Here is a 15,791-nt window from a genome sequence, read left to right as displayed (position 1 = left end):
GCCGTGCCGACCGGCCGGCGCACGCGCGCCCCTCCGCGAACACCCCCTAGAAGCCCGCGGGCTCCGTGTAGGCCCCCCACTCGTCCCGCAGGGCCCCGCAGATCTCGCCCAGCGTGGCCTCCGCGCGGACCGCGTCCAGCATCGGCCCGATCATGTTCGACCCGTCCCGGGCGGCGGCGAGCATGGTGTCCAGTGCGCGCCGTACCGCCGCGTCGTCGCGGGCGGCCCTCCGCCCCGCGAGCACCCGCACCTGTTCGCGCTCGACCTCGTGGCTGACCCGCAGGATCTCCAGGTCGCCGGTGACGGAGCCGTGGTGGACGTTGACGCCCACGACACGCTTCTCGCCCTTCTCCAGGGCCTGCTGGTAGCGGAAGGCGGACTCGGCGATCTCGCCGGTGAACCACCCGTCCTCGATGCCCCGCAGGATCCCGGAGGTCATCGGCCCGATCGGATGCCGCCCGTCGGGGTGGGCCCGCAGCCCGCGCTCCTTGATCTGCTCGAAGATCTTCTCGGCGTCGGCCTCGATACGGTCCGTCAGCTGCTCGACGTACCACGAACCGCCCAGCGGGTCGGCGACGTTGGCGACGCCGGTCTCCTCCATCAGCACCTGCTGTGTGCGCAGCGCGATCTCGGCGGCCTGCTCGGAGGGCAGCGCGAGGGTCTCGTCCAGGGCGTTGGTGTGCAGGGAGTTGGTCCCGCCGAGGACCGCGGAGAGCGCCTCCACCGCCGTGCGCACCACGTTGTTGTACGGCTGCTGCGCGGTCAGCGAGACACCGGCGGTCTGGGTGTGGAACCGCAGCCACTGGGCCTTGTCGGTCCGCGCCCCGTACACGTCGCGCATCCAGCGGGCCCAGATCCTGCGCGCCGCGCGGAACTTGGCGATCTCCTCGAAGAAGTCGACGTGCGCGTCGAAGAAGAAGGACAGCCCGGGCGCGAACACGTCGACGTCCAGCCCGCGGCTGAGCCCCAGCTCCACGTATCCGAAGCCGTCGGCCAGGGTGTACGCCAGCTCCTGCGCGGCCGTGGCCCCGGCCTCACGGATGTGATAGCCGGAGACGGACAGCGGCTTGTACGCGGGGATCCGCTCCGCGCAGTGCTCCATGAGGTCGCCGATGAGCCTGAGGTGCGGCTCGGGCTGGAACAGCCACTCCTTCTGCGCGATGTACTCCTTGAAGATGTCGGTCTGCAGGGTGCCGTTCAGCACGCCCGGGTCGACGCCCTGCCGCTCGGCGGCGACGAGGTACATGCAGAAGACGGGCACGGCGGGCCCGCTGATGGTCATGGACGTCGTGACGTCCCCGAGCGGGATGTCCTTGAACAGGACCTCCATGTCGGCGGCGGAGTCGATGGCGACGCCGCAGTGCCCGACCTCGCCCAGCGACCGGGGGTCGTCGGAGTCCCGTCCCATGAGGGTGGGCATGTCGAACGCCACGGACAGGCCCCCGCCGCCGTTGGCGAGGATCTTCTTGTACCGCTCGTTCGTCTGCTCGGCGTTGCCGAACCCGGCGAACTGCCGGATCGTCCAGGTCCGCCCCCGGTAGCCGGTCGGGTGGAGCCCCCGCGTGAACGGGTACTCCCCCGGCCACCCGATCCGGTCGAACCCGTCGTACACGTCCCCGGGCCGAGGACCGTACACGGGCTCCACCTGATCGCCGGAAAGCGTGGTGAAGTCGGCCTCACGCTTGCGCGCGGCGTCAAACCGGGCCTGCCAACGACGGCGACCCTCCTCGATGGCGTCAGCGTCCATGCCCACCAATTTACTTGGACGTCCTAGTAAATGATAGCGACGCAGGTCAGGACGCGCCCGAAGGATCCACGAAAGCACCCGTTACGCTCAACGGCATGAAGAAGAGCGTCTTGACCCGCTACCGAGTGCTGGCCCTCGTCACGGCCGTGCTGCTGATCCTGCTCACGGCGGGCGTGATCGGGAAGCGCGTGCTGGGCCTGGACGGCTTCGACACCTTCGTCACCGTGGTGGGCTTCGCCCACGGCTGGCTGTACGTGTTGTACCTGGTCTTCGCCTTCGACCTCGGCAACAAGATGAAGCTGCCGGTCGGGCGTCTGCTCTGGGTCCTGCTCGCGGGCACGGTCCCGACCGCCGCCTTCTTCGTCGAGCGCCGGATCACCCGCGAGGCCGAGCCCCTCGTCATCGAGGACCGGGTGACGGAGACCTCCGCGGCCTGACCCTGCGGTCGCCGCTCAGCTCTCCTCGAAGTCCCCCGCCGCCACCCGCAGGGGGCGGAGCATCGCGAAGATCTCCGCGCACTCCTCGGCGTCGTAGGCACCGAGGCCGAAGTCCATGGCCATGAGGTCACGGGTGGCGGCGTCGCAGACCTCACGGCCCTTGTCGGTGATCGAGGCGAGGGTGCCGCGGCCGTCGTTGGGGTTGGGGCGCTTGTCGACGAGACCCGACTTCACCAGGCGGTCCACCGTGTTCGTCACGGACGTGGGGTGGACCATGAGGCGCTCACCGATCTTCGACATCGGCAGCTCGCCCTTCTGCGAGAAGGTGAGCAGCACCAGCGCCTCGTAGCGCGCGAAGGTCAGCCCGTACGGCTTGACGACCGCGTCCACCTCCGCCAGCAGGATCTGCTGGGCGCGCATGATCGAGGTGATCGCGGCCATGGACGGGACGTTTCCCCAGCGCTGCTTCCAGTGCTCGTCGGCGCGCGAGATGGGGTCGAAGGAGAGGCTGAGCGGCTTCGGCACGGCATCGACCTTACCGGCCGGTCACATGCTGGTCAGCCCCGTCTCGCCTTTCGGTCGCCCGGCGGTCCGCCGGTCCTCCGCGGGCGGTGTCACAACCGAGTCGCTTTATCACCTTGTGTAACGATTGGTGATGAATCGTCACGGCACGTCACCACCCAGGGAGCAGAGGGAGCACCATGTCCCGGCCGACCCGTACGTCGCTCGCCGTCCTCTCGGCCCTCACCGCCCTCGGGCTCGCGGCGGGCTGCGCGTCGCCGGGATCCCCGCCCGGGAGCGGCACCGGCGACACCTCCGTCGGCGGCGCCACCGAGAAGGCCGGTGACGCCGTACGGCCCGCCGCCGGATCCCCCTTCTGGGTGGATCCGTCGAGCCCCGCGGCCCGGCAGATCGAGCGGTGGGAGGACGAGGGCCGTGAGCGGGACGCCGCGCTGCTGCGCCGGATCGCCGAACGGCCGACCGCCCTGTGGCCGGCCGGCGACGACCCGGTGCCGGTGATCGCGGAGGCCGTCGAGGCTGCGGGGCGGGAGCACCGCACGGCGGTCTTCGTCGCGTACAACATCCCGCACCGCGACTGCGGCCAGCACTCGGCGGGCGGTGCCGAGGACTCGGGGGCCTATCTGCGGTGGATCGACGCCTTCGCCGGCGCCCTCGGGGGCGGCGACGCCCTGGTCGTCCTGGAACCGGACGCGGTCGCCCACATCGTGGACGGCTGCACCCCCGGCGAGTACCGCGCCGAGCGCGAGGGACTGCTGGGCGAGGCCGTCGACCGGCTGAAGGAGCGGCCCCGCACCAAGGTGTACGTCGACGCCGGCAACCCCGCCTGGATCGACGACCCCCGCGACCTCGTCGCGCCGCTGCGCCGCTCCGGCATCACCCGGGCCGACGGCTTCTCGCTCAACGTCTCCAACTTCCAGACCGACGCCGCGACCAAGGCGTACGGCCTCCGGTTGTCCGAGGCCCTCGGCGGCAAGCACTTCGTCGTCGACACCAGCCGCAACGGCAACGGCCCGCTGAACGGCGAGCGCGGCACCGCCTGGTGCAACCCGCCCGGCCGGGCCCTCGGCACGGCGCCCACCACGGACACCGGGGAGCCGGCCCTCGACGCGTATCTGTGGATCAAGCGCCCCGGGGAGTCGGACGGGGAGTGCCGGGGCGGACCCGCGGCGGGTACGTGGTGGCCGGACTACGCCCTCGGCCTGGCCCGCAACACGAAGGCGTAGCCCCCGGCGTCACCGCGCCAGGGCCCATCGCCGTACCCAGACCCGTCACCGCACCTGGACCCACTTGGCCACCGACGGTGTGCCCCGCGCGTCCGTCACGAACAGCATGTACCAGCCCGGTGGGACGAGGGTCCGGTCCTCCGGGACGTCGATGGTGATCGAGTCGCGGGTCCGGGTGACGTCCAGCGCGATGGAGCGCTGTTCGACGTCGGTGGAGTGGGTGACCGCGCTGGGCCGCATCAGCCGGGCCGCGACGATCCGCTCCGGGTGGGCGGTGGCGAAGGTGGCGCGGCCCTTGGCGTCGGTCTCCTGGGGGCCGTCGCCGAGGACGGGACGGTCCTTGCCGTACTGGTGCAGCCGGGGCGGTGTGTAGATCTCCATGCGCTGCTCGAAGTGGCCCAGCTTGGTGTTCTGCTGGTCGTCGAAGAGGGGGTCGGAGCCGAAGGTGGCGACGCGGCCGTCGGGCAGGAGCAGCGCCTCGGAGTGGTAGTTGCGGCCCACCCGGGGGGCGGCGGCGCCCCGGAAGGCGTTGGTCCGGGGGTCGTAGAACTGCGCCTTGAGGATGTTGCTGGCGCTGCGGCCGCGGTAGTCGCGGGAGCCGTTGGAGGTGAAGACGGTGTCGTCGGGCATGATCACGCTGTTCAGATAGCGGGTGCCCTGGGGGAGATCGGGGCCGTCCTGGAACGCCGGGGAGTCCTGTTTCAGGTCGACGACCGCCGTGCGCGAGGTCGACTTCCGTGACTCGCCGACGCCTCCGCCGCCGAGGATCATCACCTTCTGGTCCTGTGCGGGCGGCAGCAGCACGGAGGCCGAGGTCTCCGTCCGGTCGGCGTCCGTCAGGCCCGGCACCTTCTCGAACGTGTTGGTCCTGAGGTCCCACAGGCCCGGCATCCGGCCCGCGCCGGCGGGGCCGTACCCGGCGTTGGACGCCGGGTAGAACAGCTTGCCGCCCTTGGTGAGGAAGAGGGCCGGGTATGTGGGGAAGTACCGCTTGGGGCCCGGCTTCCACTTCTTCGTCGCCGGATCGTAGATCTCGTTGTCGCCCGGGTCGACGACCCCCACGTCGTCGAGTCCGGACACGGCGAGCACCCGCCCGTCCTGCAGACCGACCAGCGTCGGGTACCAGCGGGCCTTCGCCATGGGGGCGACGGGCACGTACTTCTCGGCCACCGGATCGAACTCGTAGGCCGCCCTGATCCCCTGGAAGTCCTGCTTGTCCAGGGTGATCTTCTCCGAGAGGCCGTAGGTGTCGGCGGCGGCCTGCCCCTTCAGCCCGACGATCTTGTACTGGGCCTGCTGGTCGGTGACGAACCGCGGACCCTTCCCGGCGGCCTCGACGAAGACCCGGGCCTCGCTCGCGGTGACCTTCGTCGTCCAGGGCCGCATCACGCCGGCCGCGTCGTAGGTGATGTCGAAGGCGCGCTTCGCCCTGGGGACGGTGACGTCGAAGCGGCTGACGTACTCGGTGCCGGACGGTGAGCGGAAGCGGGTGCCCTTCTTCAGGAACACGGCCCGGTCGGGGTTCTCGTTCTTGACGCGCATCCCGCCGCCGGCCCGTTCGACCTCGCCGTCCAGCAGTTCGTAGCGGGCGGTGCCGCCGGCCACCAGGAGCCGGCCGGAGGGCAGCTGGGCGTGGCCGGCGCAGAAGAAGTCGACGGGGGTCGGGATCTTCTTGAAGGTGTTCCTCACCGGGTCCCACAGGACGGTGTCGAAGGATCCCTTGTCGAATTTCTTCTGCTCGTTGCCCGAGCCGGCGACGATCAGCACCTTGCCGGTGTGCAGCAGGGCCGCGTGGATGGCGTTGGTGCGGAACTCGCGCGGGATGTCGACCTGCGACCAGGAGCCGTAGAGGGCCTTGTAGCCGGGCTGGGCGATCTTCCACTCGTAGTACTGCTGCTCGGCGAAGCCGATCGCCGCCGGGGCGTTCAGCCCGGCGAGGAGGGTGACGCCTCCGATGCCGAGGGCGGTCTTCTTCGAGAGCTGGTGCGCCTTGGTCTTCTTCGGGAGCTGGTGCGCCATGGCCTAGTTGCCTCCCGTCGCGGTGCCGGAGACCGAGGGGGCCGGGGTGGGTGCGGGGGCGCCCGCCCGGCGCTCCCGATGCCGGGTGACGGCCCACACCCCGACGGGCGCCAGCGAGACGGCCGTGGCGAGGACCGCCCAGGTGCGCATGGCCACATGGCTGTGGTCGAGCAGGAGCGAGGCGGTCAGCGAGGCGGAGAGCACCGCCGCCCAGAACAGATGGATGCGGAAGGTCAGCAGCCGGTCGGGGCTGGCGTCGCCGCCCTTGGGGGTGACGACGAAACGGCAGGGCAGCCTCAGCAGCGCGGCGCCGAGGGACTTCAGGTAGATGGGCGCGGAGAGCGCGGACATGGCCATCCCGGCGAGCCCGCCCGACCCCTCCGGCTCGTGCGGCGAGACGTTGTGCCTGCGGTTCCACAGGTAGAGCCCGACCTGGAGGGCGGCCGCGTCGCTGTAGAGCATCAGCCACACGGAGGCGGTGACCTGGGTGCCGGAGGCCCCGAAGCACAGGAACAGCACACAGCTGACGATGCCGAGCAGCCAGTTGACGGCCGTCATCGGGTAGTAGACGAGCATCAGCGTGTACGAGAAGAGGCGGCCCCACGGCATCGTGAACGGCGCCTTCCAGTACTGCCTGAAGAGCGTCTCGTACGTACCGCGCGACCAGCGCATCTGCTGGGAGAAGAAGTCCGTCCAGGAGGCGGGCCCCTCGCCGACGGCCAGCACGTCCGGCGTGTACACGGACCGCCAGTACGCGCCCGTGGCGGGGTTGCGGTGGCGGTGCAGCTCGAAGCCGGTGGCCATGTCCTCGGTGATCGAGTCGCGCAGTCCGCCGATCTGCCGCAGGGCGGCGACGCGGACGACGTTGTTGGTGCCGACGAACATGGGGGCGCGGTAGCGGTTGCCGGCGCGCTGGATGAGGGCGTGGAAGAGGAACTGCTGCGACTCGGCGGCCTTGGTGACCGGGGCGGTGTAGTTGCCGTACACCTGGGGGCCGACGACGAACGCGACGTCCGGGTCTCGGAAGTACCCCATCATCCGTTCGAGGAAGTTCGGCAGCGGTACGTGGTCGGTGTCGACGGAGGCGAAGAACGCGTACTCCTCGCCGTGCGCCGCGATCCACGCGTTGTAGTTCCCGTGCTTCGTACGGGCCTTGTGGGGGCCCTTGGGGCGGTTCCACTCGGCCCTCCCCTTGCGGGTGAAGTGCCGGACGCCGAGTTCCGCGCAGAGGGCCCTGGCCCGGTCGTCGTCGCCCTCGTCGAGGAGCCACACGTCGAGGTGGCCGTCGTGCCGTGTCCGGGTCGCGCCCTCCAGGGTGGCCCGGACCATGGAGAGGGGTTCCTTGCCGGGGACGTAGGTGGTGAGGAAGGCGACACGGGTGCCTGGTTCGGGGACCACGGGTATGGGGTCGCGGGCGACCATCGTCGCGTGGGCGATCGACACCACGTTGACGAGCATGAAGAGCTCGATCAGCCCGATCGCCGTCAGCATCGCGACGTCGAGGCCCACCAGCCAACTGTCGGCGCCCTCGCGCTCCACCCAGTGCGTCGGCCAGACGAGGTAGACCAGCAGGACGCCCGTGAGGACCGGCGCGAGCGTCATCAGCAGGACGGCGCGTACGCGGTGCGGCTCTTTGGCCAGGAGCTTGGTGTACCGCACCCGGTGGACCGGACCCGTCGGCTCCGTGAGCGGTCCGGCCAGGCGGCTGTGGGTGTCGTAGTCATAGCCCTCCGGTCCCACAGCGCCCTCCCGTGATCGAACGACGAGGCGATACCTCCACCAAAGAGCGCGGATGGCGGTACGTCGATCCGGAGGGGGCCGAACGGAGGACATCCCGGCGGGTGCCCGCCCCTACGGCAGACGGCGTAGCGCCGGCACCCCGGGCATGGGAGAACCCCGGCCCGAGGGGCCGGGGTTCAGGGGCGGGCGGACGCGGCTGCGCATGGCGCCGTCGTACGCGAAAGCACGCTACTCGGCGAGGTACCGCTCGATCGTCTCCACCTTGGAGGTGAGGCCGTCGGTCACTCCGGGGCGGATGTCCGCCTTCAGGACCAGGGAGACCCGCGGGGCGCGCTCCTCGACCGCGGCGACGGCGCGGCGGACGACGTCCATGACCTCGTCCCAGTCGCCCTCGACGGAGGTGAACATCGCGTCGGTGCGGTGCGGCAGACCCGATTCACGGACGACCCGGACGGCGTCGGCGACGTACTCCCCCACGTCCTCGCCGACGCCGAGCGGCGTCACGGAGAAGGCGACGATCACGCGTTCACGATCCCTTCCTTGCGGGCGTGGGAGGCGATCACCGCGTTCTCGGCCTCACGGCGCAGCCTGCGCTCCGCGAAGAAGCCGCCGGCGGGCAGCACGGAGAGGGCGAAGTAGAGCGCGGCGGTCTTCAGCGACCACTTCGTGCGGTTCCAGGCGTCGGCCCAGAAGACCAGGTACAGCAGGAACAGGATGGCGTGGACCCAGCCCATGACGGGCACCGCGTTGAACTCCGTGGTCCGCTTCAGCACCGAGCAGACGAGCAGCAGCAGGAAGGAGACGGCCTCGGGGGCGGAGACGAGGCGCAGGCGGCGGAGGGCGGAGGCGGTCTTTATGTCCACGGGTCACCTTCGGGTGGGGTCGGCGGGCGAGTCGTCGAGCTTTGTGAACGCATGCACAAGCGCGGTCCATTCTGGCATCCGTCAACCTCCCGAATGCCCCAGGGGTCCCCTCAGGGTCGAGATCACCCTCTGGACCCTGTCCTGTCCGGCCATCGGCCGGTTACCGTCACCCCGTGGCAATGTTCCGACTTCAAGGCAGCAAGGTGCTCGCCGTCGACATGACCGGGGACGCCGTGAAGGCGAAGAACGGCTCGATGGTCGCGTACGACGGTCAGATGTCGTTCAAGAAGCTGAGCGGCGGTGGTGAGGGCCTGCGCGGGATGGTGACGCGGCGCCTCACTGGTGAACAGATGACGTTGATGGAGGTCACCGGGCAGGGAACCTGCTGGTTCGCGGACCGGGCCTCCGAGATCAACCTCGTGAATCTTCAGGGGGACAAGCTGTATGTGGAGTCGAGCAATCTGCTCGCGACGGACTCCGGACTGCGGACGGGCACGAGCTTCACGGGGCTGCGCGGCGCCTCGCAGGGCAACGGCCTGTTCACCACGACGATAGAGGGCCACGGCCAGGCGGCGATCATGTCCGACGGCCCGGCGGTGGTGCTGCGCGTGAGCCGCCAGTACCCGCTGACGGTGGACCCGGGGGCGTACATCGCCCACCAGGGCAACCTCCAGCAGTCGTTCCAGTCCGGTGTGACGTTCCGCACGCTCCTCGGGGAGGGCGGCGGCGAGGCCTTCCAGATGCGCTTCGAGGGCGACGGCCTCGTCTATGTCCAGCCGAGCGAGCGCAACACGATCGCGGGAGACGTGTGAGATGCCCTTCCGTGAGATCAACTCGAAGATGATCGAGGCGACCGTCATGCCCGGCCAGCGGCTGTTCAGCCAGCGCGGGGCGATGCTCGCCTACAGGGGCGAGGTGTCCTTCACGCCCAACATCCAGGGCGGCCAGGGCGGTATCGCCTCGATGATCGGCCGCCGCGTCGCGGGCGAGGCGACCCCGCTGATGACCGTCGAGGGCAGCGGCACGGTCCTGTTCGGGCACGGCGGCCACCACATCCAGGTGATCGGCCTGACCGGTGACACGCTCTACGTCGAGGCCGACCGTCTGCTGGCCTTCGACGGCACCCTCCAGCAGGGCACGATGTTCATGGGCTCGCAGGGCGGCGTCATGGGCATGGTCCGCGGCCAGGTGACCGGGCAGGGCCTGTTCACCACCACCCTCCAGGGCCACGGCGCGGTCGCCGTGATGGCGCACGGCGGAGTCATCGAGGTCCCGATCACCCCCCACCGCCCGGTCCATGTGGACCCCCAGGCGTACGTGGCCCACCACGGCGACGTGCGCAACAAGCTGTCCACCGCGCTCGGCTGGCGCGACATGGTGGGCCGCGGCTCCGGCGAGGCGTTCCAACTGGAGCTGAGCGGCAACGGCGTGGTGTACGTCCAGGCCTCGGAGGAGAAGCTGTGAGCATGTACGGGGGCCCTGTCGCCGGCCCGACGGTCTTCGACCCGATGACACTGCCGAGCGACGACAACGTCAACAACTACACCTTCTGCGTGGAGCTCAAGGGGAGCCAGTGGTTCCTGCAGAAGGGCAAGATGATCGCCTACTACGGGCAGATGGAGTTCAACGGCGTCGGGCACGGCCGGCTGGACCGCCTTGTCCGTACGTCCTTTCATTCGCCTCTGCACGCGAGCGACTGGGTCGTCGCCGAGGGCTCCGGGAAGATGCTCCTGGCCGACCGGGCCTTCGACGTCAATTCATATGACTTGGACGAGGGCAACCTGACCATTCGCTCCGGCAACCTCCTCGCTTTTCAGCCAAGTCTCGCGCTGAAGCAGTCCATCGTTCCGGGGTTCCTGACGCTGATCGGGACCGGCAAGTTCGTGGCCGCCTCCAACGGCCCCGTGGTGTTCATGGAACCCCCCATTCGGGTCGACCCGCAGGCGCTGGTCGGGTGGGCCGACTGCCCCTCCCCCTGCCACCACTACGACCACGGGTACATGACAGGCGTGATGGGCGGTCTACGTGCACTGACGGGCATCGGCGGCGCCTCCGGCGAGGAGCACCAGTTCGAGTTCGTCGGGGCGGGCACGGTGCTGCTCCAGTCGTCCGAAACGCTGATGGCCGAGCAGGCCATGGGCGCGGTGCCGCACGAGCCGGGCGTACCCGGTGGCGGAGGGGTACCCGGCCACCACGGACAGCAAGTCGGCACACCGCGCCTTCCCGGACAGCTGGGGGACCTCCAGCGTCGCTTCGGGCTGTGAGCGGTAGTCTGCGGAGTGTGACATCGAACGTGTGCGCGCTGTCATGTTCCGACCCGTACCACCACAACCCTCACTAGTTCACCTTTCAACCTTTTAGGTAGACTTCATTCATGGAGACCGAGACGGCCACGCGGTGGCTGACCGATGCGGAGCAGTGCGCCTGGCGCACCCATCTGGACGTCAACCGACTGTTGACGCACCAGCTCGAAAGGGATCTGCAGCCGTTCGGCCTGACAATGAACGACTACGAGATCCTGGTGAACCTTTCCGAGTCGGAGGGCCTGCGGATGCGGATGAGCGACCTCGCCTCCGCGACCCTCCAGTCCAAGAGCCGCCTCTCGCACCAGATCACCCGCATGGAGAACGCGAACCTGGTGCGCCGGGAGAACTGCGAGTCCGACCGGCGCGGGCTGTTCGCCGTGCTCACCGAGCACGGGCTGGAGACCATGCAGCGGGTCGCGCCGCACCATGTGGCGTCCGTGCGGCGGCACTTCATCGATCTGCTGCCGGAGGAGGCGCTGGAGGAGCTGCACAAGTCGCTGACACCGGTCGCGGAGCACTTGCGCAGCCATCGCGGCAAGCCGTAGCGCTCCGCTTGGGGGGCAGGGAGGCTACGGGGGCTGGGGCCGCGGGTCCGGTGTCGGCCGCGGGTTCGTCGTGGCCGGTCGCGCAGTTCCCCGCGCCCCTTGTCCGGCGTCCGGCGGTTCCACGGCTGCCGGCTAGGTCTCCCTCGGGAGGCGTAGTTCGAAGAGGGCGCCGCCTTCGGGGGCGTTCCTGACGGTCAGGGTGCCTGCGTGGCGTCGGGCGATGTCTCTGGCGATGGCCAGGCCCAGGCCGGCACCGCCGTCGTCTCGGGCCCGGGACTCGTCCAGACGGACGAAGCGTTCGAAGATTCGCTCGCGGTCGGCCGGGGCGACCCCCGAGCCGTCGTCGGCGACCTGGAGGACGGCCTCGCCGGCCTCGGCGCGCAGGGTGACGGCGACCCGGTCGCGGGCATGCCGGGCGGCGTTGTCCAGCAGGTTGCCGAGGACCCGGCAGATCTGGCTGCGGGAGCCGCCGACCTCCAACGAGGCCACACTGTCGAGGGCCACCCCCGGACGGGAGTCCACCTCCTCGCGGACGACGGCCGCGAGGTCGAACCGCGCGTCCGGCGGCGGCCGCTCCCCCGCGTCGAGGCGGGCGAGGAGCAGCAGATCGGCGGCGAGACTCTGCAGCCGCACGGTGTCCTCCAGGGCCCCGTCCAGGTCCAGCAGCTCCGGGTGCGCGGCGCCCACTTCCAGCTGGGTGCGCAGCGAGGCGATGGGGCTGCGCAGTTCGTGGGAGGCGTCGGCGACGAAGGCGCGCTGGCGTTCGACGGAGCTCTCCAGCGCGGCGAGCGTCTCGTTCGTCGTACGGGCCAGACGCGCGACCTCGTCATGGGTGTCCGGCTCGGGGACGCGCCGCGAGAGGTCCTCGGACGCCGTGATCGCGGCCATCTCGACGCGGATGCCCTCGACGGGTCGCAGCGCCCGCCGGGTGACCAGGTACGTCACCCCGCTGACCGTCAGCAGGAGCAGCGGCAGCCCGATCAGCATCGTCGTCAAGGCGGTGTCCACCGCGTCCTGTTCGACGGCGAGCGGCGCGCCCGCGTAGACGGTGAGCGGAACCCCGCCCTTCGTGATCACGTCGACGGCGGCGAACCGGTAGTCGGCCGTCTCCCCCTCGACGGTCGCGGTGCCCTCGCCGTACCAGGTCTCGTCGGCGACCTCACCGGGCTTCAGGCTGTCCGCGTCCTCCGCCTCCCGGTCGCCCTCCGCCCGGTCGTCGGCGTCGTCGTTGGTCTCGGAGTTGAGCCGCTCCGAGGCGACGGCGCTCACGCTGATGCCCTCGACGTCCTCGCCGACCACGACCGGCTTCTGCTCGCGGTCGAGGATCTCCACGGGGTTCTCGTCGCCGTCCGGCAGGTTCAGCTTGTCGTACGCGAAGCCGTGGGCGAGCGCCGAGGCGGCGCTGCGGGCCACGGAGTCGGCCTCGGTGTCCGCCTTGTCGACGAGGGTGAACCGCAGCGAGAGCAGCACCGCGGCGCCCGCGGCGACCAGGGCGACGGCGACGACCACGGTCGCCGCGAGAGTGGCACGGGCCCGTACGGAGCCCAGACGGCGCCTCACGGGCGGGCCTCCAGTCGGTATCCGGCGCCGCGGACGGTCTTGATGAGCGTCGGGCCCAGCTTGCGGCGCAGGGTGCTGATGTAGACCTCGACGATGTTCGGGTCGCCGTCGTAGGCGAAGTCCCAGACGTGCTCCAGGATGTCGGCCTTCGACACGACCTCACCGGCTCTGAGCACGAGCTGTTCGAGGACGGAGAACTCCTTGGTGGTCAGGGTGACCTCGTCGTCGGCGAGGAACACTCGCCGGGCGGCGGTGTCGACCCTCAGATCGCCGACCGTGTGCACGGGCGAGGCCCCGCCGGCCGGGCCGCGCCGCCTCAGCAGCGCCTTCACCCGGGCGACGAGGACCACGTACGAGAACGGCTTGGTGAGGTAGTCGTCGGCGCCCGTGTCGAGTCCCTCGGCCTCGTCGTACTCGCCGTCCTTGGCGGTGAGCATCAGGATCGGCACATCGTGGCCGGCGGCGCGCAGGGCGGCGCACACGCGGTAGCCGTTCATGCCGGGCAGCATGATGTCGAGGATGACGAGGTCGTAGACGCCCTCGCTCGCCCGGTGCAGGCCCTCCGCGCCGTCGTGGACGACGTCCACCGCGTAGCCCTCGGCCGTCAGCCCCTTGGCCAGGGACACCGCGAGCCGCTTCTCATCTTCCACGATCAACAGGCGCATGCGTTCAGCTTGGCAAAGCGAACCTGAAGCGGTCTTCAGGGTGTTTCAGGTCCGCTTCAGCGTCGCTCGGCCAGATTGGTGGACGTCGAAAGCAGACGAGGCACACCAGCCAGCCACAACCGGTGACATCCCCTGCCACTGGTTGCAACCCGTCGCATTCCGGAGGAATCCCATGAAGCGCAACATCGTCATCGCCACCGTCGCGGCCGCCGCCCTGATCGGCGGAGGCACCGCGACCGCCATCGCGGTCGCGGGTGACGACGAGGCGCCGGCGAAGAAGACGGTCACGGTGTCGAACGACGACAACGACCGCGACGACGCCCAGGACACCGACGACACCGCGCAGGACAGGGCCGAGGACAAGGCGGAGGACAAGGCCGAGGACAAGGCCGCCCGCGACACGGACGAGGACGCCGAGGACAAGGCCGAGAACGCGGCCGACGCCAAGGCCGCGCAGATCACCGCCGCCGACGCGATCGAGGCGGCGCTGAAGCACACGTCCGGTACGGCGGTCTCCGCCGACCTGGACGACGAGGGCACGACCTACGTGTGGGACGTCGACGTGCTGACGGGCGGCGGCGCCTGGCACAGCGTCCAGATCGACCCGGCCACCGGGAAGGTCCTCGGCTCGCACACCGAGAAGGACGACGACGGTGACGACGCCGCCGAGACCGCGCAGATCCGGGACGCGCTCAAGGGCAGCTCCGTGACCGCCGCGGAGGCCGCGGAGGCCGCCGCCGCGAAGGGCACCGTCACCTCCGTCGACCTCGACGAGGAGAGCCGGGACAAGGCGTGGGAGGTCGACACCACCGCCGCGAACGGCACGGGCAGCGACTGGCGCGTGGCGCTGGACACGGGGAAGGTCACGGCCGACCGCACGAACGACTGACCGCCGGGATCCCTTTCCGGGCCGTGGTTCGACTGCGGCCCGGTGGGGGTTGTTCGCGCCCACGCGGCGGAGCCGCATGTGTCACAGCCCCGCGCCTTCCGGGGGAGGGCGGGCCGCAGGCACGTCCCTCCAGGGGCGCGGGGAACTGCGCGAGAAACCACGACGCACCCGCACCCGCCGGACAGACAGCGCACCCCCGAGCTATGACGCGCATGCATTGACAGCATCCTGGCAAGATGTCAGCATACTGTCATGACAGCGAACGCCCCTGGAGGAGAAGCCATGACCAGCACCCCCGTCCACCTCGCCGTCTACGACACCTACGCCGACTGGGAGACCGGCCACACCACCGCCTGGCTCGCCCGCGCCGGCCACGAGATCCGTACGGTCGGCCCGACAGGGAACCCCGTCCGGACCCTCGCCGGCATCCGTATCCAGCCGGACACCGCCCTCGCCGACCTCCGCCCGGAGGACAGCTCCCTGCTGATCCTCACCGGCGCGGACCTCTGGGACACCGGCGACGACCTCGCCCCGTTCGCCCGCAAGGCCCGCGAGTTCCTGGCCGCCGGCGTCCCCGTCGCCGCGATCTGCGGGGCGACCGCCGGGCTCGCCAGGGAAGGGCTGCTGGACGACCGCGCCCACACCAGCGCAGCCCCCTTCTACCTCGCCGCCACCGGCTACAAGGGTGCCGACCACTACGTCGACACGGACGCCGCGACCGACGCGGACGGCCTGCTCGTCACCGCCGGCCCCACCGAACCCGTCGCCTTCGCCCGCGAGGTCTTCCGGCTCCTCGGCGTCTACGAGGGCGAGGTCCTCGACGCCTGGTACCGCCTGTTCCACGACTCGGACCCGGAGGCGTACGCCGTCCTGGAAGCGGCCGCCCGATGAGCCGCGCGCGGCAGGACCTGCTCAGCCGCACCGCCCTCGGTGTCTTCCGGCTCAACGGCCAGTTCCTGTCCGTCGCGGACGAACTGGCGCGTCCGGCGGGGCTCACGGCGGCCTGGTGGCAGGTCCTCGGCGCGGTGCTCCCCGAGCCGCTGCCCGTGTCCGGGGTCGCCCGCGCCATGGGCATCACCCGGCAGAGCGTGCAGCGTGTCGCCGACCTCCTCGTCGACCGCGGCCTCGCCGCGTACGTCCCGAACCCGGCCCACCGCCGTGCCAAGCTCCTCACCCCGACCCCGGCGGGACGCGCCGCCGTCGAGAAGATCGACCCCGGTCACGCGGCCCTCGCCGACCGTCTGGCCGAGGCCCTCGGCGAGGGCCGCGTGACCG

Annotated in this window: 17 protein-coding genes; 9 read left to right on the top strand and 8 right to left on the bottom strand. The window is 70.6% G+C overall.

What is annotated here, in order from left to right; all coding sequences use genetic code 11:
* Positions 1–46: 46 nt before the first annotated feature.
* Positions 47–1,747 (bottom strand): coenzyme B12-dependent isobutyryl-CoA mutase large subunit, encoded by a 1,701-nt coding sequence (locus tag AOK23_RS16700; RefSeq protein WP_055713504.1) that lies wholly within the window; start codon positions 1,745–1,747, stop codon positions 47–49.
* Between the two features lie 95 nt (positions 1,748–1,842).
* Between AOK23_RS16700 and AOK23_RS16695 the strand changes: the two genes are divergently transcribed.
* Positions 1,843–2,184, top strand: coding sequence for a DUF3817 domain-containing protein (locus AOK23_RS16695; protein WP_055713503.1), 342 nt, complete (start codon positions 1,843–1,845; stop codon positions 2,182–2,184).
* A gap of 15 nt (positions 2,185–2,199) precedes the next feature.
* On the opposite strand, the gene AOK23_RS16690 is transcribed toward AOK23_RS16695, so the two are convergent.
* Positions 2,200–2,709: a MarR family winged helix-turn-helix transcriptional regulator gene (locus AOK23_RS16690; protein ID WP_055713502.1), complete on the bottom strand. Its 510-nt coding sequence runs from the start codon at positions 2,707–2,709 to the stop codon at positions 2,200–2,202.
* Between the two features lie 176 nt (positions 2,710–2,885).
* Between AOK23_RS16690 and AOK23_RS16685 the strand changes: the two genes are divergently transcribed.
* On the top strand, positions 2,886–3,929 hold the full coding sequence (locus tag AOK23_RS16685) for a glycoside hydrolase family 6 protein (protein WP_055713501.1): 1,044 nt from the start codon (positions 2,886–2,888) through the stop codon (positions 3,927–3,929).
* A 45-nt stretch (positions 3,930–3,974) separates the two neighbouring features.
* Here AOK23_RS16685 and glxA read toward each other — a convergent pair whose 3' ends face one another.
* From glxA to AOK23_RS16665, 4 genes are all read right to left on the bottom strand, one after another.
* Positions 3,975–5,948, bottom strand: coding sequence for a radical copper oxidase GlxA (gene glxA / locus AOK23_RS16680; protein ID WP_055713500.1), 1,974 nt, complete (start codon positions 5,946–5,948; stop codon positions 3,975–3,977).
* Positions 5,949–5,951: 3 nt separating this feature from the next.
* Positions 5,952–7,688, bottom strand: coding sequence for a glycosyltransferase family 2 protein (locus AOK23_RS16675; RefSeq protein WP_055713499.1), 1,737 nt, complete (start codon positions 7,686–7,688; stop codon positions 5,952–5,954).
* 228 nt (positions 7,689–7,916) lie between these two features.
* Positions 7,917–8,210, bottom strand: a complete 294-nt coding sequence (locus AOK23_RS16670; RefSeq protein ID WP_055713498.1) for an MTH1187 family thiamine-binding protein — start codon at positions 8,208–8,210, stop codon at positions 7,917–7,919.
* The gene (locus tag AOK23_RS16665) at positions 8,207–8,551 is read right to left on the bottom strand and encodes a DUF3817 domain-containing protein (protein ID WP_055713497.1); all 345 of its coding nucleotides are present in this window, start codon (positions 8,549–8,551) and stop codon (positions 8,207–8,209) included. Before AOK23_RS16665 ends, AOK23_RS16670 begins: the two co-directional genes overlap by 4 nt.
* Positions 8,552–8,730: 179 nt before the next feature.
* Between AOK23_RS16665 and AOK23_RS16660 the strand changes: the two genes are divergently transcribed.
* The 4 genes from AOK23_RS16660 (at position 8,731) to AOK23_RS16645 (ending at position 11,402) form a co-directional block, all read left to right on the top strand.
* The gene (locus tag AOK23_RS16660; protein WP_055513230.1) at positions 8,731–9,363 is read left to right on the top strand and encodes an AIM24 family protein; all 633 of its coding nucleotides are present in this window, start codon (positions 8,731–8,733) and stop codon (positions 9,361–9,363) included.
* Between the two features lies 1 nt (position 9,364).
* Positions 9,365–10,015, top strand: coding sequence for an AIM24 family protein (locus AOK23_RS16655; RefSeq protein ID WP_055713496.1), 651 nt, complete (start codon positions 9,365–9,367; stop codon positions 10,013–10,015).
* Between the two features lie 2 nt (positions 10,016–10,017).
* A complete protein-coding gene (locus AOK23_RS16650; protein ID WP_055713495.1) occupies positions 10,018–10,815 on the top strand; it encodes an AIM24 family protein in 798 nt (265 codons plus the stop codon).
* A gap of 110 nt (positions 10,816–10,925) precedes the next feature.
* Positions 10,926–11,402, top strand: a complete 477-nt coding sequence (locus AOK23_RS16645) for a MarR family winged helix-turn-helix transcriptional regulator (protein WP_055538055.1) — start codon at positions 10,926–10,928, stop codon at positions 11,400–11,402.
* Positions 11,403–11,534: 132 nt separating this feature from the next.
* On the opposite strand, the gene AOK23_RS16640 is transcribed toward AOK23_RS16645, so the two are convergent.
* Positions 11,535–12,962, bottom strand: coding sequence for a sensor histidine kinase (locus AOK23_RS16640; RefSeq protein WP_055713494.1), 1,428 nt, complete (start codon positions 12,960–12,962; stop codon positions 11,535–11,537).
* Positions 12,959–13,627: a response regulator transcription factor gene (locus AOK23_RS16635; protein WP_055713493.1), complete on the bottom strand. Its 669-nt coding sequence runs from the start codon at positions 13,625–13,627 to the stop codon at positions 12,959–12,961. Before AOK23_RS16635 ends, AOK23_RS16640 begins: the two co-directional genes overlap by 4 nt.
* 172 nt (positions 13,628–13,799) lie before the next feature.
* Here AOK23_RS16635 and AOK23_RS16630 point away from each other — a divergent pair, with 172 nt between their 5' ends.
* The 3 genes from AOK23_RS16630 to AOK23_RS16620 form a co-directional block, all read left to right on the top strand.
* Positions 13,800–14,516: a PepSY domain-containing protein gene (locus tag AOK23_RS16630; RefSeq protein WP_055713492.1), complete on the top strand. Its 717-nt coding sequence runs from the start codon at positions 13,800–13,802 to the stop codon at positions 14,514–14,516.
* A gap of 282 nt (positions 14,517–14,798) precedes the next feature.
* The gene (locus AOK23_RS16625; protein WP_055713491.1) at positions 14,799–15,407 is read left to right on the top strand and encodes a DJ-1/PfpI family protein; all 609 of its coding nucleotides are present in this window, start codon (positions 14,799–14,801) and stop codon (positions 15,405–15,407) included.
* The coding region (locus AOK23_RS16620) for a MarR family winged helix-turn-helix transcriptional regulator (RefSeq protein WP_055713490.1) at positions 15,404–15,791 on the top strand (388 nt) is incomplete at its 3' end. The genes AOK23_RS16625 and AOK23_RS16620, both read left to right, overlap by 4 nt.

The organism is Streptomyces torulosus, assembly GCF_001419765.1.
Lineage (GTDB): Bacteria > Actinomycetota > Actinomycetes > Streptomycetales > Streptomycetaceae > Streptomyces > Streptomyces torulosus.
This window is presented reverse-complemented; position numbering and strand designations above follow the sequence as displayed.

Excerpts from the sequence above, each read along its gene's own strand:
- AOK23_RS16700 (WP_055713504.1), bottom strand. The coding sequence starts at position 1,747 with ATGGACGCTGACGCCATCGAGGAGGGTCGCCGTCGTTGGCAGGCCCGG.
- AOK23_RS16695 (WP_055713503.1), top strand. The coding sequence starts at position 1,843 with ATGAAGAAGAGCGTCTTGACCCGCTACCGAGTGCTGGCCCTCGTCACG.
- AOK23_RS16685 (WP_055713501.1), top strand. The coding sequence starts at position 2,886 with ATGTCCCGGCCGACCCGTACGTCGCTCGCCGTCCTCTCGGCCCTCACC.
- glxA (WP_055713500.1), bottom strand. The coding sequence starts at position 5,948 with ATGGCGCACCAGCTCCCGAAGAAGACCAAGGCGCACCAGCTCTCGAAG.
- AOK23_RS16660 (WP_055513230.1), top strand. The coding sequence starts at position 8,731 with ATGTTCCGACTTCAAGGCAGCAAGGTGCTCGCCGTCGACATGACCGGG.
- AOK23_RS16655 (WP_055713496.1), top strand. The coding sequence starts at position 9,365 with ATGCCCTTCCGTGAGATCAACTCGAAGATGATCGAGGCGACCGTCATG.
- AOK23_RS16650 (WP_055713495.1), top strand. The coding sequence starts at position 10,018 with ATGTACGGGGGCCCTGTCGCCGGCCCGACGGTCTTCGACCCGATGACA.
- AOK23_RS16645 (WP_055538055.1), top strand. The coding sequence starts at position 10,926 with ATGGAGACCGAGACGGCCACGCGGTGGCTGACCGATGCGGAGCAGTGC.
- AOK23_RS16635 (WP_055713493.1), bottom strand. The coding sequence starts at position 13,627 with ATGCGCCTGTTGATCGTGGAAGATGAGAAGCGGCTCGCGGTGTCCCTG.
- AOK23_RS16630 (WP_055713492.1), top strand. The coding sequence starts at position 13,800 with ATGAAGCGCAACATCGTCATCGCCACCGTCGCGGCCGCCGCCCTGATC.
- AOK23_RS16625 (WP_055713491.1), top strand. The coding sequence starts at position 14,799 with ATGACCAGCACCCCCGTCCACCTCGCCGTCTACGACACCTACGCCGAC.